General features: G+C 70.7%; 16 protein-coding genes. 4 read left to right on the top strand and 12 right to left on the bottom strand.

The features are described 5' to 3' along the window. Nucleotides 1–36 precede the first annotated feature (36 nt). Genes ACSHT8_RS34665 through ACSHT8_RS34655 form a run of 3 tightly spaced genes read right to left on the bottom strand, consistent with a single transcriptional unit; the run spans nt 37 to nt 4,973 of the window. Nucleotides 37–2,319, bottom strand: a complete 2,283-nt coding sequence (locus ACSHT8_RS34665; RefSeq protein WP_436496327.1) for an arylsulfatase — start codon at nt 2,317–2,319, stop codon at nt 37–39. Between the two features lie 51 nt (nt 2,320–2,370). After that, a complete protein-coding gene (locus tag ACSHT8_RS34660) occupies nt 2,371–3,339 on the bottom strand; it encodes a crotonase/enoyl-CoA hydratase family protein (RefSeq protein ID WP_436496325.1) in 969 nt (322 codons plus the stop codon). Between the two features lie 11 nt (nt 3,340–3,350). Further along, a complete protein-coding gene (locus ACSHT8_RS34655; RefSeq protein WP_436496323.1) occupies nt 3,351–4,973 on the bottom strand; it encodes an acyl-CoA dehydrogenase family protein in 1,623 nt (540 codons plus the stop codon). 72 nt (nt 4,974–5,045) lie between these two features. On the opposite strand from ACSHT8_RS34655, the gene ACSHT8_RS34650 reads away from it, so the two are divergent. Next, the gene (locus tag ACSHT8_RS34650; protein ID WP_436496321.1) at nt 5,046–5,774 is read left to right on the top strand and encodes a PaaX family transcriptional regulator C-terminal domain-containing protein; all 729 of its coding nucleotides are present in this window, start codon (nt 5,046–5,048) and stop codon (nt 5,772–5,774) included. 28 nt (nt 5,775–5,802) lie between these two features. On the opposite strand, the gene ACSHT8_RS34645 is transcribed toward ACSHT8_RS34650, so the two are convergent. The 3 genes from ACSHT8_RS34645 to ACSHT8_RS34635 form a co-directional block, all read right to left on the bottom strand. Beyond that, entirely contained in the window at nt 5,803–6,048 is a 246-nt protein-coding gene (locus ACSHT8_RS34645) for a hypothetical protein (RefSeq protein WP_436496319.1), read from the bottom strand. Nucleotides 6,049–6,092: 44 nt separating this feature from the next. After that, nucleotides 6,093–6,275 (bottom strand): hypothetical protein, encoded by a 183-nt coding sequence (locus ACSHT8_RS34640; protein ID WP_436496317.1) that lies wholly within the window; start codon nt 6,273–6,275, stop codon nt 6,093–6,095. Nucleotides 6,276–6,351: 76 nt separating this feature from the next. Beyond that, a complete protein-coding gene (locus ACSHT8_RS34635) occupies nt 6,352–7,572 on the bottom strand; it encodes an acyl-CoA dehydrogenase family protein (RefSeq protein ID WP_436496315.1) in 1,221 nt (406 codons plus the stop codon). Between the two features lie 62 nt (nt 7,573–7,634). Between ACSHT8_RS34635 and ACSHT8_RS34630 the strand changes: the two genes are divergently transcribed. Further along, nucleotides 7,635–8,453: an SDR family oxidoreductase gene (locus ACSHT8_RS34630; RefSeq protein ID WP_436496313.1), complete on the top strand. Its 819-nt coding sequence runs from the start codon at nt 7,635–7,637 to the stop codon at nt 8,451–8,453. Here ACSHT8_RS34630 and ACSHT8_RS34625 read toward each other — a convergent pair. The 5 genes from ACSHT8_RS34625 to ACSHT8_RS34605 all read right to left on the bottom strand — a co-directional run bounded on the left by ACSHT8_RS34625 (nt 8,423) and on the right by ACSHT8_RS34605 (nt 16,944). After that, a complete protein-coding gene (locus ACSHT8_RS34625) occupies nt 8,423–8,923 on the bottom strand; it encodes a MarR family winged helix-turn-helix transcriptional regulator (RefSeq protein WP_436496311.1) in 501 nt (166 codons plus the stop codon). The genes ACSHT8_RS34630 and ACSHT8_RS34625 overlap by 31 nt on opposite strands. A gap of 107 nt (nt 8,924–9,030) precedes the next feature. Then, nucleotides 9,031–10,158: an alpha/beta fold hydrolase gene (locus tag ACSHT8_RS34620; protein WP_436496309.1), complete on the bottom strand. Its 1,128-nt coding sequence runs from the start codon at nt 10,156–10,158 to the stop codon at nt 9,031–9,033. Between the two features lie 74 nt (nt 10,159–10,232). Then, the gene (locus tag ACSHT8_RS34615; protein ID WP_436496307.1) at nt 10,233–12,821 is read right to left on the bottom strand and encodes a LuxR C-terminal-related transcriptional regulator; all 2,589 of its coding nucleotides are present in this window, start codon (nt 12,819–12,821) and stop codon (nt 10,233–10,235) included. A 121-nt stretch (nt 12,822–12,942) separates the two neighbouring features. Beyond that, nucleotides 12,943–14,787 carry a S8 family peptidase gene (locus ACSHT8_RS34610; protein ID WP_436496305.1) on the bottom strand — a complete coding sequence of 615 codons (1,845 nt, stop codon included), beginning with the start codon at nt 14,785–14,787 and terminating at the stop codon, nt 12,943–12,945. 225 nt (nt 14,788–15,012) lie between these two features. Beyond that, nucleotides 15,013–16,944, bottom strand: coding sequence for a M14 family zinc carboxypeptidase (locus tag ACSHT8_RS34605; protein WP_436496303.1), 1,932 nt, complete (start codon nt 16,942–16,944; stop codon nt 15,013–15,015). 186 nt (nt 16,945–17,130) lie between these two features. Between ACSHT8_RS34605 and ACSHT8_RS34600 the strand changes: the two genes are divergently transcribed. Beyond that, entirely contained in the window at nt 17,131–18,099 is a 969-nt protein-coding gene (locus ACSHT8_RS34600; RefSeq protein ID WP_436496301.1) for a helix-turn-helix transcriptional regulator, read from the top strand. Between the two features lie 93 nt (nt 18,100–18,192). Here the strand turns inward: ACSHT8_RS34600 and ACSHT8_RS34595 are convergent, their stop codons facing one another. Then, nucleotides 18,193–20,244, bottom strand: coding sequence for a S8 family serine peptidase (locus ACSHT8_RS34595; protein ID WP_436496299.1), 2,052 nt, complete (start codon nt 20,242–20,244; stop codon nt 18,193–18,195). A gap of 214 nt (nt 20,245–20,458) precedes the next feature. Here ACSHT8_RS34595 and ACSHT8_RS34590 point away from each other — a divergent pair, with 214 nt between their 5' ends. Continuing rightward, nucleotides 20,459–21,808, top strand: a complete 1,350-nt coding sequence (locus tag ACSHT8_RS34590; protein ID WP_436496297.1) for an MBL fold metallo-hydrolase — start codon at nt 20,459–20,461, stop codon at nt 21,806–21,808. Nucleotides 21,809–21,827: the final 19 nt, after the last annotated feature.

Raw genomic sequence — 21,827 nt, 5'->3', positions numbered from 1 at the left:
GGTGATCATCGCCAGGCGGTTCTTTGGTCCGAGCGCTCAGTCGTAGAGGCGTTCCGCCTCTGCCCAGAGTCGGGCGAGCAGGGCGGGGTCGTAATCAGCCTGGTCGCCCGGCTCATAGCGGACCGAGAGCAGCGCGCCCGTGTACGGGAACGACCCCTCCCGCTCGTATCGCGCCCAGTCCACCGGTCCCCCGCGATCCGCACCGACGCTGATCCCGGTGAACGGCGCCATCCCGATCATCATCGGCACCGGCCCGAGCGACCGGACAGCGTCGCCCACCCTCAACGACAACTCCCACCGGAACTCCGGCAGCGCCCGCGCCTCCAGCGTCACCTCGCCCGCCCCTTCAGGCACCGGCACCGGCTGCGACCAATGCATGACCCCATAGGCGTTGTACGCCAACACCGCCGACCCGTCCTCAATGGACACCGCATACCCGCCGCCCTGGTCCCCATGGGCGAACAGCACGCCCCGCTCCCCCGCGCGGTACTCGATCCGCGCCGTCGCGGTGAAGTCGCGGAACTGGACGAGTTGGCCCGCCCGGTAGCGTTCGAGCGTCGGCGTGCCCGGGTACAGCGTGACGGGCCGCTCCAGCCGCTCGTCGGCCGGGCGGCGCAGGTGCGAGGCCGGGCCGTGGTCCGACAGCGGGAACACCGTGTTGCGCCACGCCGCTTCCTCCCATGCCGCCGCGAGTTCCTTCAGCTTCTCCGGATGCTCCCGGGACACCTCGCGGGACTCGGCCGGGTCGACGGCGACGTGGTAGAGCTCCCATTCGCTGTCGTCGTAGTCGGTGCCGGGGACGTGGCGGGTGACGATCTTCCAGCCGTCGGCGTAGAAGCCGCGGTTGCCGCCGGTCTCGGTGTACTGGCTGGTGTGCGCGGCGGGCGCGGCCGGGTCGCGCAGGACCGGGACCGCGCTGACGCCGTCGACCTCGGCCGCCGGGACCCCGTGCCGGTGCGGCGGCCGGTCGACGCCCGCCAGTTCCAGCAGCGTCGGGGCGAGGTCGGTGACGTAGACGTACTGGTGGCGCAGCCCGCTTCCGAGCCCGGCGGGCCAGTGCAGCACGAACGGGGTCCGGATGCCGCCCGCGTAGGTGTCGAACTTGTAGAGCCGGAACGGGGTGTTGGACGCCTGCGCCCACCCGCGCGGGTAGTGGACCGTCGTCCGCGGCCCGCCGACCAGGTCAAGGTCCCGGTCGACGTCGCGCACCCAGTCGACCGGCACGCCGGGCACGTGCACGAACTGGCTGAAGTAGCTGCGGGTGCCCTCCGCGCCGCCTTCGGCCGTCGCGCCGTTGTCGGAGGTGAAGACGATGATCGTGTCGTCGAGTTCGCCATGGCGTTCGAGCGCGTCGACCAGCCTGCCGAGGTTCTGGTCGACGTTGTCGAGCGTCGCCGCGTAGACCTCCATGTAGCGCGCGAACAGCTCGCGCTGCCGGCCCGTCAGGTCGTCCCACGGCACGACGTCGGCGTTGCGCGACGGCAGCGGGGTGTCGGCCGGGAAGAGCCCGTCGGCCAACTGCCGAGCGAACCGCCCCGCCCGGATGGCGTCCCAGCCCTGGTCGTAGACACCGCGGTAGCGCTCGATGTCGGTGGCTTTGGCGCCGACCGGGCCGTGCATGGCGTGGTGGGCGAAGTAGAGGAAGAACGGCTTGTCCGGATCGTTGGCCCGCAGCGTGTCGATCATCCCGATGGCCCGGTCGGTCAGGTCGTCGGTGAGGTAGTACCCCTCGGGCGGGTCGACGTCGTAGGGGCTGTTGTCCCAGACGAGCCGGTGCGGGTGGTGCAGGTTGGTGAGCCCTTCGAGGCTGCCGAAGTACCGGTCGAACCCCCGCCGCAGCGGCCACGACCCGCGGTCTGCCCCGTCATGGCTGGCGGCGTCCCTGGTCAGGTGCCATTTCCCGACCGCGAACGTGGCGTACCCGGCGGCCTGCAGCGACTCGGCCATGGACGGGGCGTCGTCGGGGAGCTGGAAGGAGTAGGCGGGGTAGCCGGGATCGGTGTTCGCGGGGTAGGCGAAGCCCGCGCGGTGGGGGTTGAGCCCGGTGAGCAGCGCGGCCCGGGACGGCGAGCAGAGCGGGGTCGTGTGGTAGTTGGTGAGCCTGATCCCGTTGGCGGCGAGCCGGTCGAGCGTGGGCGTGGCGATCTCGCTGCCGAACGGCCCGATGTCGGCGAACCCCAGATCGTCGACGAGCACGATGACGATGTTCGGCCCTTTGGCCCGGGGTTCAGCGGGCCAGGACGGCCGTGACGTGGCGAAGGTCCGGCCGATGGCTCCGGGGAACCCGTCATAGCCGCGCGCGTGCGATGGAATGCTCACGCCCAGATCCTGCCCCGGACGACCGCCCGCGCCCAGGATCTGAGACGCCGCCTACTTCTTGCTGTCCCCGAACGGCTCGTCCCGCTCGCGCACCGCCTCGCGGAAGCCGACCTCCATCGCGCGGGACTGGAAGGCGTAGCCCTCCCTGGTGTGGCGGGACACGCCGTCGAAGACTGTGCTGATCATGGTGGAGTTCTGGACGCCCTGGGCCAGCAGTGCGCTGTTCAGCGCCAGCTTCACCATCATCACCTGGTTGACCGGCATCATCGCGATCTTCTCGACCAGCCGCTCGGTCACCGCGTCCAGTTCCTCGATCGGGGCCGACTCCACGACCAGGCCCCACTCCGCGGCCTGCGCCCCGGTGATGCTGTCGCCGGTCAGCAGGAGCCGCTTCGCGCGTTGGTCGCCGAGGCGGTGTGCCCACATGCCCGCGGCGGGGACGCCCCAGACGCGGGTGGGCGGGTAGCCGATGCGGGTGTCGGCGGCGGCCACGATCAGGTCGCAGTAGAGGGCGATGTCGGTGCCGCCCGCGACGCAGAAGCCGTGGAGTTTGGCCACCGTGGGCTTGTTGGCGTGCAGGAGGCAGGCGAAGCCGCGGTTGAAGCGGCTCATCATGGCGTAGTCGGCCATGGGGTCCCAGGTGCCCGCCGGGTTGTGGTTGCGCGCCTGCACCACCGGGTCGATGACGCTGCCGACCACCGAGTCCGGGCCGTCGGCGGGCTTGTCGGCGTTCTCGGCGTAGATGGACAGGTCGTAGCCGCCGCAGAAGCCCTTGCCGCGGCCGCTCAGCAGGATCACGTGGACGCGGGGGTCGAGGTCGGCCCGCTCGACGGCCGCGGCGAGGTCCGCGGGGGTGTCGGCGGTGATCGCGTTGCCGCGTTCCGGCCGGTTGAACGTGATGCGGGCGACGCGGTCGGTGACCTCGTAGGTCAGGGTCGCGTACTCGATCTCGACGTCGGGGCGGGGGCGGTCGGCGAACAGGTCGCCGTTGGTCCAGCCGTCGCGCCAGGGGGCGGTCATCCGTGACTCCTTCAGTGGGGGAGTGCGCGGGTGAGGATCGCGTCGATGTCGGCGGTCGGGGGGAGGGTGCCGAAGGCGTTGCCCCAGTCGCCGCCGAGGCGGGTGGCGCAGAACGCGTCGGCGACGGCGGCCGGGGCGTGGCGGACGAGCAGGGATCCCTGCAGTGCCAGGGCCATCAGCTCCACCAGCCTGCGGGAGCGGGACTGGATGTCGTCGAGGTCGGTCAGCTCGGTGCCGATCCGGGTGACGGCCGCGTCGAGGTGCCGGTTGGCGCCGTGGGACAGCGACAGCTCCGCGATCAGGGCCTCGGCGACGGCGGGCTCCTTGGCCAGCGCGCGCAGGACATCGAGGGCGTTGACGTTGCCCGAACCCTCCCAAATGGACAGCAGCGGCGCCTCTCGGTAGAGGCGGGGCATGCCGGATTCCTCGACATAGCCGTTGCCGCCCAGGCATTCGAGGGCTTCGGCGGTGAACGCGGGGCCGCGCTTGGTCACCCAGTACTTGCCGACGGCGGTGGCGATCCGGCGGAAGGCGGTCTCGGACTCGTCGCCGTGGACGGCCCGGTCGGCGGCACCGGCCAGGCGCAGCGCCAGGGTGGTGGCGGCCTCGGACTCCAGCGCGAGGTCGGCGAGGACGTTGCGCATGAGCGGCTGGTCGATCAGCTTCGCGCCGAACGCGGCGCGGTGGCGGGTGTGGTGACCGGCCTCGACCAACGCCTTGCGCATGATCGCGGACGTGCCGATGACGCAGTCCAGGCGGGTGAAGTTGACCATCTCGATGATGGTCTTCACGCCGCGCCCTTCCGGCCCGACCAGCCACGCCACGGTGTCGTCGAACTCCGGCTCCGACGAGGCGTTGGAGCGGTTGCCGAGCTTGTCCTTGAGCCGCTGGATGCGGAAGGTGTTGCGCGTGCCGTCAGGCAGGACGCGCGGCACCAGGAAGCACGACAGGCCACCGGGGGCCTGCGCGAGGACGAGGAACACGTCGCACATCGGCGCCGAGGTGAACCACTTGTGGCCGGTGAGCCGGTAGACGCCGGGCTCGGCGGTCGGGGTGGCGGCGGTGGTGTTGGTGCGGACGTCCGAGCCGCCCTGCTTCTCGGTCATCCCCATGCCCGCGAGGATTCCCCGCTTGGTCGTGGGGATCCGCAGGCCGGGGTCGTATTCGCGGCTCACGAGCAGCGGCTCGTAGATCGCGGCGAGGTCGGGCTGGTGGCGCAGCGCGGGGACCACGGCGTAGGTCATCGACACCGGGCAGCCGTGTCCGGCCTCGGTGTGCCCCCACGCCAGCGCCCCGGCGGCCCGGGCGACGTGCCCGCCCGCGCGGTTGTCCGCCCACACCGTGGCCGCCCCCTCGGCGACGGCCACGCGCATCAGGTTGTGCCAGCTGGGGTGGAATTCGACCTCGTCGATCCGGTTGCCGTAGCGGTCGTGGGTGCGCAGCTCAGGGGGGAACCGGTTGGCCTGCTCGGCCCACTCCTGCGCCTCGGCGCTGCCCGCGAGCTTGCCCAGGCGGCGGAGGTCACCTTCGGCCCAGCCCGCGCCCTCGCGGTGCAGCCCCTCGATCAGCGCCGCGTCCTCTGCGGCGTCGTAGGGCGTCAGCGGGGGTGCCTGGTTGTCCACCTGGTGCGTCATACCTTGGAGATTACGTCTGTCGTACGGTTGTCGCAATGGTGTAATCGCGCCGGGCTTCGGCACAATGGCCGAATGCAGAGCGAGTTGCGCCCCCTCTCGGCGCGGTCGGTGGTGCTGAGCCTGCTTCTCGGTGCCCACCCACCCGAACTCCCGGTCGCCGACCTGATCCGCGGCGTCGAGCGCTTCGGGGTCTCCGAACCGACCGTGCGCGTCGCCCTGAGCCGGATGGTCGCGGCGGGCGACCTGCGCAGAACTGGCGCGATGTGCAGGCTCAGCGACCGCCTGGTCGACCGCCAGCGCCGCCAGGACGCGTCGGTCCACCCGGAGACCCGCCCGTGGCGCGGCCAGTGGGAGATGGCGGTCATCACCGCGACCGGCCGCGGACCCGCCGACCGGGCCGAACTCCGTACCGACCTGGCGGGGCTGCGCATGGCGGAGTTGCGTGAGGGCTTCTGGCTGCGCCCTGCCAACCTGCGGCGGCCTTGGCCTGCGCACGTGACCGCGGTGGTCGCCCAGTTCACGGGCACGCCGGAAGAGCCTGCAGGCGAACTGGCCGGGCGCCTGTGGCCGCTGGACACCTGGGCCGCGGATGCGCGCCGGCTGTTGGAGCACTTCTCGACGTCGACCGACCCGGCGGTGCGGCTGACGGCGGCGGCCGCGATCGTGCGGCACCTGCTGGCGGACCCGGTCCTGCCCGCGGAGCTACTGCAGGCGGACTGGCCCGCGGACGACTTGCGCGCGGCTTATGCCGACTACCGGGTGGAACTGATCGACATCGCGGGCACTATCCACACCGCCTGACTTCGCCCGCGGTGACCCGGTGGCCGTGTCAGCGGTTCTTGAGCACGCGCGATCCCAGCCACGCGCCATACGCGGCCAAGCCCACGACGCCCGCCTTGCGGGTCCGGCCGCCTGCCAGCGCAAGGCCGATGGCCACCTCGGTCGCCCCGTTGCGCTTGATCCACTGCCCGGTGTCCTCCGGGAACGCGAGCCGGGAGACCGGCTCGAACACCTGCGGCGCGACGAAGTGGGCGGCGCCGGTCAACGCGATCGAGATACCCAGCAAGCGGGACATGGCTCTCCTTATGTTCCGCCGCGCAGCGCGGCAAGGACATCCTTTTACACGGTTTCCTTGATCGACGCGATCGTCGGCCCCGCTTTGCCCGCAGGCGCCTGGGCCCGCGCGACCGTCGACGGCAGCACCGCCTCGTGCGCGACCACGGCGTCGACCAGCCCGGCGGCCTGCGCCTCGACCCCGGTGTAGCGCCTGCCCGTCACCATCGCCGCGTGGACCGTCGCCACGGGCAGCCCGGGACCGGAGCAACGCGTCCATGTCCGGTGGGAAGGAAGACCGCGTCCACGCGGCTCAGCGTCGGCTTCAGCCCGTTATCTCGCGGCCGAAGATCTGCCGGGCGATGACCCACTTCTGGATCTCGTTCGTCCCTTCGTAGATCTCCCCGATCTTGCTGTCCGGGTACAGCGCCTCCACCGGCCCGGGCGTCCCGTCGGCGCCGAGTTCGCGCGCGAATCCGAGACCGCCGAACGCCTGCACCGCGTCGCGGGCCATGTCCACCGACAGCCGGGTGGCGTAGAACTTCGCCATCGCCGCCTCCGGTTCCGGGAACGGGTTGCCCGCGTCCAGCCGCAAAGCCGCCTTCGTATACAGCGTGCGCGCGTTCTCGATCTCCGTGGCCCGGTCGGCCAAGAGGAACTGCCAGTGCTGGTTCGACGCCACCGGCCGCCCGAACGCGCGCCGGGTCGACAGGTGCGACACCGCGAGGTCGAAACCGGCCTGCGCCATCCCGACCCCGGCCGCCGCGATGCCGATGCGGCCGAAGGTCAGCGTCGCCAGTGCCTGTTTCAGGCCCTGCCCCTCGACCCCGCCCAGCAAGTCCTCATCGGACAGTGCGACATCGGTGAAGTGGATGTCGGCCGTCAGCTGTCCGCGGTTGCCGATCTTCCGGTCGGGCAGGCCGACCCGCACCCCGCGCAGCGAGGTGTCGACGATGAACAGGCTCAGCCGGTTCCCGGTCCGGGCCAGCACGACCACGAACCCGGCCACCGGGGAGTTCGAGATCCACCGCTTGTGCCCGTTGAGCACCCATCCCGACCCCGACCGCACCGCCTCGGTCCGCACCGCCTCGACCGACAGGTCGCTCGACGCGTCGGGCTCCGTGGTGGCGAAGGCGCCGACGACCGAGCCGTCGGCCACCTTGGTCAGCCAGCGCTGCCGCTGCGCGTCGGTGCCCTGGTTCAGCGCGTTCCCGGCCAGGATGCAGTGCACGTCGAACACCGCGGCGACGCTGCTGGAGCAGTAGGCCAGTTCCTCGATCGCCGCCGCCGTCGCGGTCGCCGGGTGGGTGAGGCCGTCGCCGCCCACGTCGGCGGGGAACGGGATGCCGAAGATCCCCTCGGCGGCCAGGGCGGAGAACACGTCGCGGGGGAAGCCGTCGATCCGCTCGTCGCCGTTGGCGATGGCCGCGGCGCGCGGGGAGACGTACTTCTCCGCGACGGCGCGCACCCGCGCCCGGACGTCCTGGGTGTCCTGGGGGGCGAGCAGTTCGTGATAGAGCCGGTCGGCCTGGCGCACTGGACTCATGGGTGGAACATATCATTAGCGGTACGTACTATTCGCAAGACCAACGTCACAGGAGGCACCTCATGGGCTCACTCGCGGGCAAAACCATCGTCATGTCCGGCGGCAGCCGGGGCATCGGACTGGCCATCGCCCTGCGCGCCGCCCAGGACGGCGCCAACGTGGTGCTGCTGGCCAAGACCGCCGAACCCCACCCCAAGCTGGAGGGCACCGTCCACACCGCGGCCGACGAGATCGAGGCGGCGGGCGGCAAGGCGCTGGCCGTCGTCGGTGACGTGCGGGTCGACGCCGACGTGGAGTCCGCCGTCGCCCAGGCCGTCGAGCGGTTCGGCGGGATCGACATCGTGGTCAACAACGCCAGCGCCATCGACCTGTCCGGCACCGAGCAGGTCGACATGAAGCGCTACGACCTGATGCAGGACATCAACACCCGCGGCACGTTCCTGCTGAGCAAGGCCGCCATCCCCCACCTGAAGGCCGCGGCCAACCCGCACATCCTGACCCTGTCGCCGCCGCTGAACCTGGCCCCGCACTGGCCGGGCAGGCACCTGGCCTACACGCTGTCGAAGTACGGCATGAGCCTGTGCACGATGGGTCTCGCGCACGAGTTCGCCGACGCCGGGATCGCGGCCAACTCGCTGTGGCCGCGCACGCTCATCGACACCGCCGCCGTGCGCAACATCCTCGGCGGCGCCGACCAGGCCAGGACGCCCGCGATCGTCGCCGACGCCGCGCACGCGATCCTCACCCGCGACTCGCGGACGTGCACCGGCAACCACTTCGTCGACGACGACGTGCTGACCGCCGAAGGTGTGACCGACCTGGACCGCTACCGCCCCGCGGGCGCCACCGGTCAGCTCGCGCTGGACATCTTCCTGGACTGATCCCGCACCTGGTCGAACTTGCCGGGCAGGGTCTCGCCGGTCGACAGCTTCAGCAGGGCGCTGTGCAGCGCCTTGCGCTCGGCCCCGGTGAGGTCCGCCAGGACATCGCCGTCGAAGGCCCGCAGCCCGCTGTTGGCGGTGTCGACCAGGCCGCGGCCGGTCTCGGTGAGTTCCACCAAGTAGCGGCGGCGGTCCGTCTCGTCGCGGACCCGCCGCACCGCGGACATGGACTCCAGGTCGTCGAGGCTGCTCACCATGGTCGCCGGGTCGATGCGCAGGTAGGTCCCCACGGCCAGCTGCGTCATTGGTCCGTTGTCGGCGAGCGCCTGCAGGATGCTGTAGTGGCGGACGCGCAGGCCCAGCGCGGCGAGGTTCGTCTCGGCGAGCCGGAACGCCACCTGGCCCAGCTTCACCAGCAAGCAGACGGTGTGTTCGGCCACGGTGCCCGGCACCAGAGGCAGCTCGCCCATCGTTAGCCCCGCCCATCATTCGACATACATACGATCGCCATCGTACGTGCCGACGTCCGGGCCGCCGCCACACATGACAGCCCGGACGTGGTGAGGGCATAACGGGATCAGCTGCCTGTCACCTCCAGCTCGTAGATGCGCGCAGCCTTGTCGCCGCTCTGGGTCGGGGTGGTGATCTCGAGCCGGACGTGGCGCGCGGTCGCGGTCACCGGGTGCGTGGTCGTGCCCGCGGTGTTGTTCGTGACCGTGGCGGCGGTGGTCCAGGTCGAGCCGTTCGCCGAGGTCTTGATGGTGAACGCCTTGGTGTTGTACGTCGCGGGCTCGCCACCGGCCTGCGCGTGCTTCACGGTGACGCCGGTGATCGACTTGCTCGCGCCGAGGTCGACCTGCAGCCACTTGCTGGTGGCCAGGGTGCAGAACTTGTCGGAGTTACCGCCGGAGACGGTGCCGTTGACCGCCTTGGCCGGGCCTTCGGTGCTGGCACAGGGGGTCGAGCCGGTGGCGGGCTTGTTCAGCGCCAGGTTGCCCGCGGGCGGCGGCGGGGGCGGGGTCGTGCCCTGGAAGAACTGCGCGATACCGCTGGTGACCTCGGGCGCGCCCGGGGTCTGGTTGTGCGTGAGGCACGCGGTGGTCCAGGTGTTGACCGCGCCGTCGAGCGGGGTCGACTCCGGCGGGGAGATCACGTCGTCGCAATGCGAGACCCAGGTCGCGTGCAGTGTCGGGCCGGGAGTCTCGTCACCGCTGTTGAGCGCGGTGAGGAACGACGAGCCGGGCGCCATCTGCGGGCACCCCGGGTCGGTGGTGACGACCCAGCAGAACGCGGCCTGCGACGTACCGTGGTTGGGCCCGGCGATGCTGACGAAGTGAGCGACCTTGGCCGCGCCGCCGAGGCTCTTGATGTAGTAGCGCGAGCTCAGGCTGCCCATCGAGAAGCCGATGATGTCGACCTTGGTGGCGCCCGTGCTGCTCAGGACGCTGTCGACGACGGTCGACAGGCGCCTGCCGGTGTCCTCGTTGGTCAGCGTGTTGGGGAAGTCGAGCGAGTGGATGTCGGAATCGGCGTAGCCCGCGGCGATCAGGCCCGGCTTGACGGCGGCCACGTCACCCGCGCCGCCGCCGTAGCCGTGCACGAAGATCACCGGGTTGCGGGCGGGAATGGCCTGCGCCTGGGCGGGCGCGGCCAGGCCGCCGATGAAGGCGCTCGCGAGCGCGATCGCGGTGACGAGTCGTTTCACAGGGTCTCCTCGAATCAGCAGGGGTTGATCCGCAGGTAGAACACCTCAGCCGACCGGGGGCAGACATCCGCCGGTCAGCGGACCCCGTTGCCATTCACGTCCCGGCGCCGCTGCAGCTCGACGGCGATCTCGACGCGGGAGGACCGGCCGAGCTTGGTCAGGATGCGCGACACATGGGTCTGCACGGTGCGCGGCGAGACCACCAGCCTGCGCGCCACTTCCGGGTTCGAGCAGCCCTCGGCGACCAGCTCGGCGATGCGCAGTTCGGTCGGGGTCAGGCTGTCCCAGCCGCGCTTGGCCGCCGACCGCCTGCCGGTGACACCGCGGCGCAGACCGGCCGCCCGCAGCGCCGAGTGCGCGCGGTCGAGGTCGGCCAGCGCGGAGAGCGCGGTGTAGGCGTCGACGCTCTCCCGGAACACCGCCTTCGCCTCGTCGACGCGACCCGCGCGCGCGAGCAGGATCGCCGCGTCCTCCCCCGCCCGGGCGGCGGCGAGCGCCCAGCCCGCCTCGACGAGGTCGACCCGCGCGACGAGCAGAGCGTCCACATCGGACTCGATGAGCGCGTGGCAGTACCGCAGCACCGCGCTCTCCGCCACCGATCCCGCCTCCGCGGCACCCACCAGCGACCGCGCCAGGTCGAGGTCGCCCGCGCGCACCGCGATGCGCACGAGCCTGCCCGCGACGCCGGTGACCGCGTTGCCGTGGTGGGCGCCCGCGTCGCCGTCCGCGATCCGGCGGACCAGGGCGGCGGCCTCGTCGTCGCGGCCGTCGGCGTCGGCTAGCAGGACGTCGCCGATGGCGGAGATGTGCTCGTAGAACGCCGCCACTCCGCGGACCTGGCCCGCGGCGCGGGTGGCGGCCTCGATGTGGGCGCGGCCCGCGGGAACGTCGCCGCGGTGGAGTAGGACGGTGCCCGCGAGGGCGTGCAGCGGGCGGGTGAAGCCGTAGTGGTCCTGGCGGGCGATCCCGCGCTCGGCGGCGGCGAGCGCGGCCTCCCAGTCGCCGTCGTTGAACGCGGCGAGCGCGGTGATGACGTCGGCCCACGGGGCGAAGAAGCCCGCGAAGGCATCGGCGACGGGCAGCACTTCGGCCACTACCTCGGCGCCGCGCCTGTCCCGACGGAGGTCGTGGATGGCGGCCCGCATGAGCTTGGCGAGCAGCCACTGGCCGCGGTCGGCCACGGCGATCTCCAGCAGCGCGTCCGCCCGGTCGAGCAGCGCGTCGGCGTGGTCGAGGTCGCGGGTCAGGTAGGCGACGACGACCTCGACGAGCACGAGCCAGACCTCGGCGCGCGGGTCGTCGCCGACGTAGCCCGCGGCGCACCGCAGCGCGCCGTCGATGTCTCCGGACAGCAGCTTGGCCTGCGCGGTCAGGGCGAGCGCGCCGGGACCGGTCTCCTCGGCGAGTTCGCCCAGGGCGCCGGGTCCGTCGTTGTGCATCATCGCGACCTGGGCCAGCACGAGCCGCAGCCGGGACCGCACGGCCGGGTCGGGGCGGGCGTGCAGCATCGAGCGGGCCGCGGCGGCGGCCTCGTCGGTCCGGCCGTGGCACAGCAGCGCCTCGGCCCACGCCGCGCGCAGGTCGCCGTGCCTGGGGTCGCCGGGCTCCAGCGCCGCGCACACCCGGCCGAGCAGCTCCGGACCGGCGGACAGCTGGTTCCCGGAGGTCCAGGTGACCGCCCAGGCGTCGAGGACGGGTGCGGCGGCGAGCTGCGCGCCGACGCGGTCCGGCGCCACTCCGGCTTCGTACAGGGACCGGGCGACCGGGAGGAACAACGCGCCCGATGCCTCGGCGAGCGCATCGCGGACCACCGGGTGCCGCATCGTGAGCCCGTCGAGCGCCCGCGCTCGGTTTAGACGGTCCACAATGGACAGAACGCGGGTGACCGGCATTCCCGCCGCGGCGGCCAGTTCGGCGACGTCGGTCGGCCCGACGAGCACCGCCGCGAGCCGCAGCACCGTCGCCGCGGACTCGCCCAGCCGGTCCACCCTGGCCACCACGTCCTCGGCGAACCGGTCGCCGGACGCGACCAGCCGGGCGATCAGCCACGGGTTGCCCGCCGCGCCCGCGCAGCGTCGCAGCAGGGCTTGGTCGGGCTCGGCGCCGAGCAGGTCGGCGACCATCGCATGGACGGCGTCGGCGTCGAGCGGGGCGAGGTCGTGCACGGCGACCCGCTCGGCCAGGGCGGCGAGCCTGCCGTCAAGGGAGTGGCCGCCCGCGACCACCGACACGGGAACCCTGGCCAGCCGGTCGGCCAGGTCGCAGAGAGTCTGGACGGTGTGGCCGTCGGCGTGGTGCAGGTCGTCGATGACCACCAGGGTCGGACCGGCGCAGGCCCACTGGCGCACCAGGTCCGCGGCGACCTCGGCGGGCGGGGTGAGCCCGTCGACGCCTGCGCGCACCGACCGCCCGAGCGCGGCGTACGGGATGCCGGTCCCGGCGGCGTCGGCGCGCAGCCTGACCACGGTGCGCGCGGCCGACGCGTCGGCGTGCGCGGACAGCAGCCGGGTGAGCCCTCCCCCGTGCTCGGCCCGCAGCAGGACGATGCCGCCCGCGCCCGCCTCGGCCCGCGCGGCGGCCCGGTCGAGGAGCACGCGCTCGGCGTCGCGGCCGAACAGCGTTGGCGGGGGCTGGATCTCGGTGCGGACGATCGACAGCGTCAAGGCACAGCCCCATGGTCGGCACAGGCGTTGGAGCCGGTAACGATACGTGGCGCGAACGAACGGCGAAAGCCGCGGGCCGCCCCCGAGAGTGGAGGCGGCCCGCGGGTGGGTCAGTCCTGGACTACAGGGTGAGCGTCCAGGTGTCGATGTTGCCGACGTCGTAGCGGGCCACGTCCTGGACCTTCAGCTTCCAAGCGCCGTTGCGGGCCTCGGAGGACAGGTTGGTCGTGTAGGTGGCGTCCACGTTGTCCGCGCTGTCGCTGCTGCTGGAGTTCTTCAGGCGGTACGACGTGCCATCGGGCGCCACCAGGTCGATGACCAGGTCACCGCGCCAGGTGTGCTTGATGTGCACCTCGACCTTCGAGGTCGCCGAGGCGTTGCCCGTGCAGCCCGACATGGTGATCGTGCTGGTCACGGCCGCGCCCGCGTCCGGGATCGACACGTCGGTGCCGTTGGTCTGCGCCGAGCAGGTGCCCGTCGTGTTGACCGTCCAGGTGAACGACGTCGTGCCCGACTTGGCCGGGCTGGCGCTGTCGGTGGCCGTGGCGGTCACGTTGAAGGTGCCCGCCGCCGACGGCGTGCCGGTGATGGCACCGGAGGTGCTGATCGACAGGCCGGTCGGCAGGCCGGTGGCCGACCAGGTGTACGGCGCGGTGCCACCGGACGCCGAGAGCTGCAGCGTCGAGATCGCGGTGCCGACCGTCGAGGTCTGGTTGCCGGGGCTGCCCACCGAGACGCCGCCCGGGGTGCCGCCGACGACGAACAGCAGGCGGTTCGGGGTGCCGGTGCCCGGGTTGGTGATCTTGTTCGGGGTGGACGAGTCGATGATCGCCTGGTGCACCTGGGCGGGGGTCGCCGAGGCGTTGCCCGCCAGGTAGAGCGCGGCCGCGCCCGCGACGTGCGGGGAGGCCATCGAGGTGCCGCTCATGGTCGCCGTGCCGCTGTTGCTGCTGTGCGAGGCGGACACGATGCTCGACCCGGGCGCGTACAGGTCGGTGCAGACGCCGTAGCTGGAGGTCGACGCGCGGGCGTCGCTGCTGGTCGAGTTGCCGACGTTGATCGTCTCGCGCACCCGCTGCGGGCTGTACTTGCAGGAGTCGTCGTTGAAGTTGCCCGCCGCGACGACGTAGGTGACGCCCTTGGCGATGGAGTTCTTCACCGCGGTGTCGAGCACGGTGCTGGGCTCGTTGACGTTGCCGGTGTAGAGGCTCATGTTGGCCACCGCCGGGAGCACCGCGTTCGCGGTCACCCAGTCGACGCCCGCGGCCTCGGTGGACACCGAGCCGCCGCCCTGGCAGTTCAGCACGCGGACGGCCTTGAGCTTGACCTCCTTGGCCACGCCGTAGGTGGCGCCGCCGACGGTGCCCGCGACGTGCGTGCCGTGGCCCTGGCAGTCCTTGCCGTTCTGGCCGTCGTTGAAGGCGTCGAAGCCGAAGGTGGCACGGCCGCCGAAGTCGGTGTGGTTGTAGTTGATGCCGGTGTCGATGATGTAGGCGGTGACGTTCGACGCGCCGGTCGTGTAGGTGTACTTCTGGTTCAGCGGCAGGTCGCGCTGGTCGATCCGGTCCAGGCCCCAGGTCGGGTTGAGCTGGTCGGTCAGCATCTTGACCGCGCGGTCCTGCTCGACGTAGGACACCGCCGGGTCGGCGGCCAGCTTGCGCGCCTGCTGGGCCGACATGGTCACCGAGAAGCCGCGCAGCGCGGACTTGTAGGTGAAGCCGACCTTGCCCTGGTAGCGGCTCGCGAGGTCGCCCGCGCGGCCGGGGACATCGGCCTGCGCGGTCAGGCTGTCCTTCAGGACGACGATGTAGCTGTCCTTGATCGCGTCGGCCGAGCCCTCGGCGAGGATCGAGCCCTCGGCCGCGGAGGCCGAGTTGGGCATGACCGCGGCCGCGGTGATCGCCGCGGCGGCGGCGAGACCCGCGCCCAGGATCCGCTTGGCGGACAGGGGAATACGGTTTCGCATGCAGTGCTCCTCAATGCAGGGACACCCGGCAGGCCAGCCCTCGTTGGCGATTGACCGGGCGTTGAATGAGCGAGTGCGGGATGAACGAAACCGAGTATTGACGCAGAACGGTCGGCCTAACAACGATTCCCAATAAACACTTGCGATAACTGGGATCGTTTGGTTACGCCAAAATGCCTATAACCACCCCGGAGCGGAGTGGTTATAGGCATTTTGCGTAACGCGTCAGAGAGTAAGCGTCCAGGTGTCGATGTTGCCCGTGTCGTACCGGGCGACATCCTGGACCTTCAGCTTCCAGGCACCGTTGCGGACCTCCGAGGACAAGTTGACCGTGTAGGTCGCGTCCACGTTGTCCGCGCTGTCGCTGCTGCTGGAGTTCTTCAACCGGTAGGCGGTGCCATCCGGCGCAACCAGGTCGATGACCAGGTCACCGCGCCAGGTGTGCTTGACGTGCACCTCCACCTTGGACGTCGCCGAGGCGTTGCCCGTGCAGCCCGACATGGTGATCGTGCTGGTCACGGCCGCACCCGCGTCCGGAATCGCCACATCGGTGCCGTTCGTCTGCGCCGCGCAGGTGCCGCCGGTCGGGTTGACCGTGATCGAGAACGACGCGCTACCCGACTTCGCCGGGCTGGAGCTGTCGGTCGCCGTCACCGTCACGTTCGACGTGCCCGCCGCGGTCGGCGTGCCGGAGATCGTGCCGTTCGTGGCGTTGATCGACAGACCCGCGGGCAGGCCGGTGGCCGACCACGAGTACGGCGCCGTGCCACCCGAAGCGCTGTTGGTGACAGTCAGAGCCGTGCCGACCGTGCCGGTCTTGTTGCCCGGGTTGGCGACGCTGACCGAGCCCGACGGCGTGCAGCTCTGGCCGATCGACCGCTTCGGACAGTCCGCGTAGTCCAGGAGCATCAGGACGGAGTCCTTGTTGCGCTGGGTCTCCCGGGAGATGATCTCGTCACCCGGGTAGAAGCCGCCGCCACCGGTGCCGGTCGGGAACATCTCGAAGGTGTAGCCGAAGATCTTCTGGTCGCCCCACAGCCAGTCGTCGATCGAGCCGTCGGTGATGTAGAGGTCGGAAGACTGCTCCGGGGTGTAGCCGTTGGTCTGCGCCATCTCGGTGCCGATGGTGCGGAAGATCCGTTCCTCGTCGGCGGTCATGCCCGGCGCCACGTTGTCGTAGGTCCAGCCGAACGGCCAGAGCACGAGCTCGCTGTAGGTGTGGAAGTCGATGCCGACGCTGATCTGCTGCACGCCGCCGACGACGCGGCCGCGCACGAAGTTCGCCACCGCCTTGACCTCCGGCGCCGACTCGGCCGACGGGCCGCGGTAGGTGTCGGAGCTGGTGCTGCCAGAGGAGCCGCCACAGCAGCCCCACTTGTAGTCCCAGTTGCGGTTCATGTCGGTGCCCACATAGGACGACCCGGTGTTGGGCTGCCGGTTCTTGCGCCAGCTCTTGTAGGAGCCGGTGGCGATGTCGAACTCGCCGCCGTCGGGGTTGAGGTCGGGCAGGATCCAGATCTCGCGGGTGTCGACCAGGTTCTTGACGCGGCTGTCGGTCGAGTAGCCGTCGGTGAGCATGTTGATCAGGTAGACCGCCATCTCGACGGTCAGGTGCTCACGAGCGTGCTGGTGGTGGGTGAAGAGCACCTCCGGCTCGGCCTCGTCGGTGCCCGCGTTGTCCGAGATCTTGATCGCGTACAGGTCGCGGTTCTCGTAGGACTTGCCGTAGACCTGCTTGGTGATGATCCCGGGGTGGTCGGCGACGGCCTTGTTGATGACCGCGACCATCTCGGAGTAGTTGTGGTAGCCGGCGTCGGCGGACGGGAAGTCGTTGGCGCCGTTGACACCGTTGGTGCTCTGGATGCCCACCGGCGCGGCCTCGGCCTCGACGGCGAAGCCCTTGGCCCGGATCTTGGCGACCTCGGCGGGGGTGGCGGTGATCAACAGCCGGGAGTCCTCGACCCCGTTGATCGCCGCACCGGTCTTGGCGATGTCCGTGCGCTCCTGGGCGGTGCGCACGCCGGTGACGTGGTACTCGGCGGTCGCCCGCTCGTTCTGTCCCGCCTTGGCGCCGATGGCGGGGTTGGACCCCATCGACACGACCAGGGCGGCGGCGGCAACCGCTCCGGCCAGGACGGCCGCGCGTTTGCGATTCACTATTCCTCCTGCAGGGGTAATGCCGGGGGTACCCGGCATTGGAGGGGTAATTCCGCGCAACATAGCCGACGACGCATGGAAATACCATCGTCTTTCAGACATTGTCGCGTTTCTCCTCCGCTTGACGATCAAGTTAGGCGGACCTAAGGTCGGGCAACCGCTCAAACGCACGTGCGAGGTGCACCCATGTTCCTGCTGGAACCAGTCGGTCTCGGCGAGAACGAGAACGAGGTCTATTTCGCGCTGTTGGAGACTCCCCGCGCCTCCGCCACGTTGCTGAGCAAGCAGACCGGCCTGGCCGTCGACGACGTGGACGCCGCCATGACCCGACTCCTCGGCAACGGACTGATCCAGCAGCTCAGCTTCTCCCCCGCCACCTACGTCGTCGCCGCGCCGGAGGAAGCACTCAGCGCGCTCATCCACCGCAGGCGCGGCGACCTGGCCAAGATGCAGGTCATGGTCGAGGAGATCGCCGAGCGCTACCGCGCCGACACCACCCCGGCCAACGCCGACGAACCTCTGGTCGAGCTGATCGAGGGCGAGGAAGCGGTCCTCGCCGCCATCGCGCGCATCCAGGTCAACGCGCGCAAGGAGCTCCTCGGCATCGACGCGCCGCCCTACATCGGCGGGCAGACCAGCCCCAACGACATCGAGCTGACCCAGCTGGCCAGGGGCGTGAGCTACCGCTTCATCTACGCCCCCGAGGCCCTGACGCGTCCCGAGGACATCGAGCAGCTGCGGATGTGCGTCGACGCGGGCGAGGAGGCCCGCATCCTGCCCAACCTCACCATGAAGCTGTCGATCGCCGACCGGTCCGTCGCGCTGATGCCCGCCTCGTATCAGGACCCCGACCCGACTCGACGGCTGCTGGTGCGGTCGTCGGCGCTGATCGACGTACTGGTCAGCTACTGGGAGACGGTGTGGGCAAAGGCGACGCCCGCGATCGTCAGCGGCGCGCCGGAAGGCGGCCTCGGCGAACGCGACCGCGAACTGCTTTCGCTGCTGGCCTCGGGCATGAAGGACCGCGCCATCGCGCGGGCGATGGGCGTCACCGAGCGGACCATCGGCAGGCGGCTCACCGAGCTGATGAACGAACTCGGCGCGGAGACCCGGTTCCAGGCGGGGGTCCAGGCCGCCCACCGCGGCTGGCTCTGAACAAGCCGAAAGGCCGGGCAGCGATGAGGGCGCTGCCCGGCCGTCGGGTGTCCGCTGCACTGAAAGCCCAGTGCGGCGCCCGATCAGGTTGGCTCAGAGAGTGAGCGTCCAGGTGTCGATGTTGCCCGTGTCGTACCGGGCGACGTCCTGGACCTTGAGCTTCCAGGCACCGTTGCGGGCCTCGGAGGACAGGTTGACCGTGTAGGTCGTGTCCACGTTGTCGGCGCTGTCGCTGCTGCTGGAGTTCTTCAGGCGGTAGGCGGTGCCATCCGGCGCCACGAGGTCGATGACCAGGTCACCGCGCCAGGTGTGCTTGATGTGCACCTCGACCTTCGAGGTCGCCGAGGCGTTGCCCGAGCAGTTGGCCATGGTGATCGTGCTGGTCACGGCCGCGCCCGCGTCCGGGATCGCCACATCGGTGCCGTTCGTCTGCGCGGTGCAGGTGCCGCCGCCGGTCGGGTTGATGGTGATGCTGAACGACGCGCTACCCGACTTGGCCGGGCTGGAGCTGTCGGTCGCCGTGACGGTGACGTTCGAGGTACCAGCGGTGGTCGGGGTGCCCGAGATCGTGCCGTTCGTGGCGTTGATCGACAGACCAGCCGGAAGGCCAGTGGCCGACCACGAGTACGGCGCCGTGCCACCGGAAGCGCTGTTGGTGACAGTCAGAGCCGTGCCGACCGTGCCGGTCTTGTTGCCCGGGTTCGCCACGGCGACGCTGCCCGGCTGGGTGCCCGCGACCGCGTTGACGGTCTTGGTCGTGTCGACAAGGCCGGAGCCGCAGCCGCCGGTGCAGGTGCCGGGCAGGGGACGGGTGTTGGCCTTGAGCAGGGACTCGACCTCAGCCGGGGTCAGCGTCGCCTTCTTCGCCAGCATCAGCGCCACCACGCCCGCGACGTGCGGGGCGGCCATGCTGGTGCCCATGTACGGCTTGTAGATCTCGTTGCCGGGGCTGGTCTTGCTGTCGTTCAGGGTCGACCAGATGCCGTTCTCCGGCGTGGTGACCGAACCGGGCGGGTCGGTCTCCAGACGCACCTCGCCACCGGGGGCGGTGACGTCGATCTTGGCGCCGAAGTTGGAGTAGAAGGAGCGGTCGCCGCCCCGGTCGCTCGCGGCCACCGCGACAACGTTGTTGCAGTTGGCCGGGGTGAAGTTGGCGACGTCCATGTTCGAGTTGCCCGCCGCGATGACGACGGTGACGCCGCGGTTGACCGCGCCGTTGATGGCGTTCTGGTAGGTCGTGGCGCAGGTGGACTGGCCGCCCAGGCTCAGGTTGAGGACCTTGGCCGGGGTCGGGTTGGCCGGGACGCCGGAGACGGTGCCGCCGGAGGCCCAGGTGATCGCGTCGGCGATGTCGGAGGTCGAGCCGCCGCAGCGGCCGAGCACGCGGATCGGCTGGATCTTGGCGTTGTAGGCGATGCCCGCGACGCCCTTGTTGTTGTTGGTCTGCGCGGCGATGGTGCCCGCGACGTGCGTGCCGTGCCACGACGAGTCGTGGTCCTTGCCGAGGAAGCAGTCGGTGGCCTTGCCCCAGTCACCCGGGTCGGAGGCGTCGGAGTCACGGCCGTTGCCGTCGTTGGCGTTGTTCACGTCGGAGATGAAGTCGTAGCCGGGCACGACCTGGGCGGCCAGGTCGGAGTGCGCGACGTAGCCGGTGTCGATCACCGCGACGGTGACGCCGGAGCCGGTCGACTGCGCCCAGGCGCCGGGCACGTTCATGCCCGCGGTCGCCTCGAACAGGTCCCACTGCTTGGCGTACTCGGTGTCGTTCGGGTCCGCCTGCGCGTGCATCATCAGGTCGGGCTCGACGTAGGCGACGTTCGGGTCCTTGCGGTACTCGGCCATGACCGACTCGACCGTGCCGCTGTCGACCTTGCCCAGGTCGACGACAGTCCCACCGGTCGACAGGCGGCGCAGCAGCTTGCCGTGTCCCTTGCCCCGGGACTTGTTCTCGGCGTCCTGCGTCGCGGCGACGTCCGAGAGCGCGGCACTCGCCTCGGCCTTGTACCCGACGATGATCCGGGCCGACTGGCCCTGGACCTGCGGTGCGGCGGTGGCCGACGTCATGGTCGACAGCGCCACCGCACCCGCGGCAACCGCGGCGCCGACGAGTGTGCCCGCCAGCGCCTTCTTCGCAATGCTCTTCACAGGGGTTCCCTTCCCAGACGCCCGCCCTCGGGGCGCCCTCACGTGGTGCAGGCCACATGGGTGCGGGGACCGTAACCAGACACAGGCTGGTTAAGGCAGTGCCAAGTCGGACAATCACTGGAACCGGACATCCGCCCGCATGCCGCACGTTCGCGTTCGATCCACTTGCCCGACCATGTACCTTTGATATGTACGTACATTTGAGGGAGGACGGGTGCGCGTGGACAACCTCGTGTTCCAGCAGTACTACCTCGACTGCCTTTCCCATGCCTCCTACCTGCTGGGAGACCGCGGCACGGGCCGCGCGGTCGTGGTCGATCCCCAACGCGACATCAGCGGCTACCTGGCCGACGCGGCGGCGTGGGGGCTCAAGATCGAGCAGGTCATCGAGACGCACGTACACGCCGACTTCCTGTCCGGCCACTTGGAGCTGGCCGAGGCCACCGGCGCCCGCATCGCCTATGGGGACGCGGCGCAGGTCGACTTCGAGATCGAACGGCTCGCCGACGGTGCGCGGCTCTCCCTCGGTGAGGTCGAGCTGGAGATCCTCCACACCCCGGGCCACACCCCCGAGTCGATCTGCGTCGTGGTCCGGCCGCACCCGGGGGCCACGCCGTTCGGTGTGCTGACCGGTGACACGCTGTTCATCGGCGACGTCGGCCGTCCCGACCTGCTCGGCGCGGCCGGGTGGTCGGCGGACCAGTTGGCGAGGGCGTTGTTCCACTCGACCCGGCGGCTGCTGACCCTGCCCGACTCCACGCGCGTGTTCCCCGCGCACGGGGCCGGGTCGGCTTGCGGGAAGAACCTGTCGAGCGAGACGAGCAGCACTCTCGGCGAGCAGCGGGTGTCGAACTACGCGCTGGCGCCGATGAGTGAGGACGAGTTCGTCCGGGCGGTGTGTGAGGGGCAGACGCTCGCGCCGATGTACTTCGCGTACGCGTCGCACCGGAACCGGGAGGCACGGCCGACGCTGCACGAGAGCGACCCGGTCCCAGTCCTCGACGCGCTGCCTCTCGGCGTCACGGTCCTCGACACGCGGGATCCGGATGTGTTCGCTGCCGGGCATCTGCCGGGGGCGATCAATGTGGGGCTGGGTGGGCGGTTCGCTGAGCTGGTCGGGCAGGTGTTGCGGGCCGAGGATCCGCTCGTGCTTGTTTGCGCGGATGGACACGCGGTGGAGGCGCGCAATCGGTTGGCGCGTATCGGGTTTGATCGGGTGGTTGGCGCGTTCGCCGAGTTCGGGGATCGGCGGGCTCGGCGGGTGACGCCTGCTGAGTTGTTGGGTCTTGACGTGTGTCTGCTGGATGTTCGGGGGGCGGGTGAGGTTCAGGTCTCCGGCACGATCCCGGGTGCTGTGCGGGTGCCGTTGCCGGAGCTGATCAGTCGGATCGACGAGTTGGATCCTTCGTCGCCTACGGTGGTGTTCTGCGCGGGTGGATACCGATCGTCGGTGGCCGCGTCGGTGTTGCGGGCGCGGGGTTTCGCCGATGTGGCGGATCTGGTCGGCGGCTTCAACGCCTGGCTCGACGGCGGCTTCTCTGTCGTGCACCCGGAGCACGTGTGATCAGCGGACACGGGACCAC

Origin of the sequence: Actinokineospora sp. HUAS TT18, from assembly GCF_051364635.1 — a bacterium.
Taxonomy (GTDB): domain Bacteria; phylum Actinomycetota; class Actinomycetes; order Mycobacteriales; family Pseudonocardiaceae; genus Actinokineospora.
The sequence above is the reverse complement of the archived record's forward strand: the minus strand, read 5'-3'. Positions and strand labels throughout refer to the sequence as shown.

Excerpts from the sequence above, each read along its gene's own strand:
- ACSHT8_RS34660 (WP_436496325.1), bottom strand. The coding sequence starts at position 3,339 with ATGACCGCCCCCTGGCGCGACGGCTGGACCAACGGCGACCTGTTCGCC.
- ACSHT8_RS34625 (WP_436496311.1), bottom strand. The coding sequence starts at position 8,923 with ATGGGCGAGCTGCCTCTGGTGCCGGGCACCGTGGCCGAACACACCGTC.
- ACSHT8_RS34600 (WP_436496301.1), top strand. The coding sequence starts at position 17,131 with ATGTTCCTGCTGGAACCAGTCGGTCTCGGCGAGAACGAGAACGAGGTC.
- ACSHT8_RS34650 (WP_436496321.1), top strand. The coding sequence starts at position 5,046 with ATGCAGAGCGAGTTGCGCCCCCTCTCGGCGCGGTCGGTGGTGCTGAGC.
- ACSHT8_RS34645 (WP_436496319.1), bottom strand. The coding sequence starts at position 6,048 with ATGTCCCGCTTGCTGGGTATCTCGATCGCGTTGACCGGCGCCGCCCAC.
- ACSHT8_RS34655 (WP_436496323.1), bottom strand. The coding sequence starts at position 4,973 with ATGACGCACCAGGTGGACAACCAGGCACCCCCGCTGACGCCCTACGAC.
- ACSHT8_RS34630 (WP_436496313.1), top strand. The coding sequence starts at position 7,635 with ATGGGCTCACTCGCGGGCAAAACCATCGTCATGTCCGGCGGCAGCCGG.
- ACSHT8_RS34610 (WP_436496305.1), bottom strand. The coding sequence starts at position 14,787 with ATGCGAAACCGTATTCCCCTGTCCGCCAAGCGGATCCTGGGCGCGGGT.
- ACSHT8_RS34635 (WP_436496315.1), bottom strand. The coding sequence starts at position 7,572 with ATGAGTCCAGTGCGCCAGGCCGACCGGCTCTATCACGAACTGCTCGCC.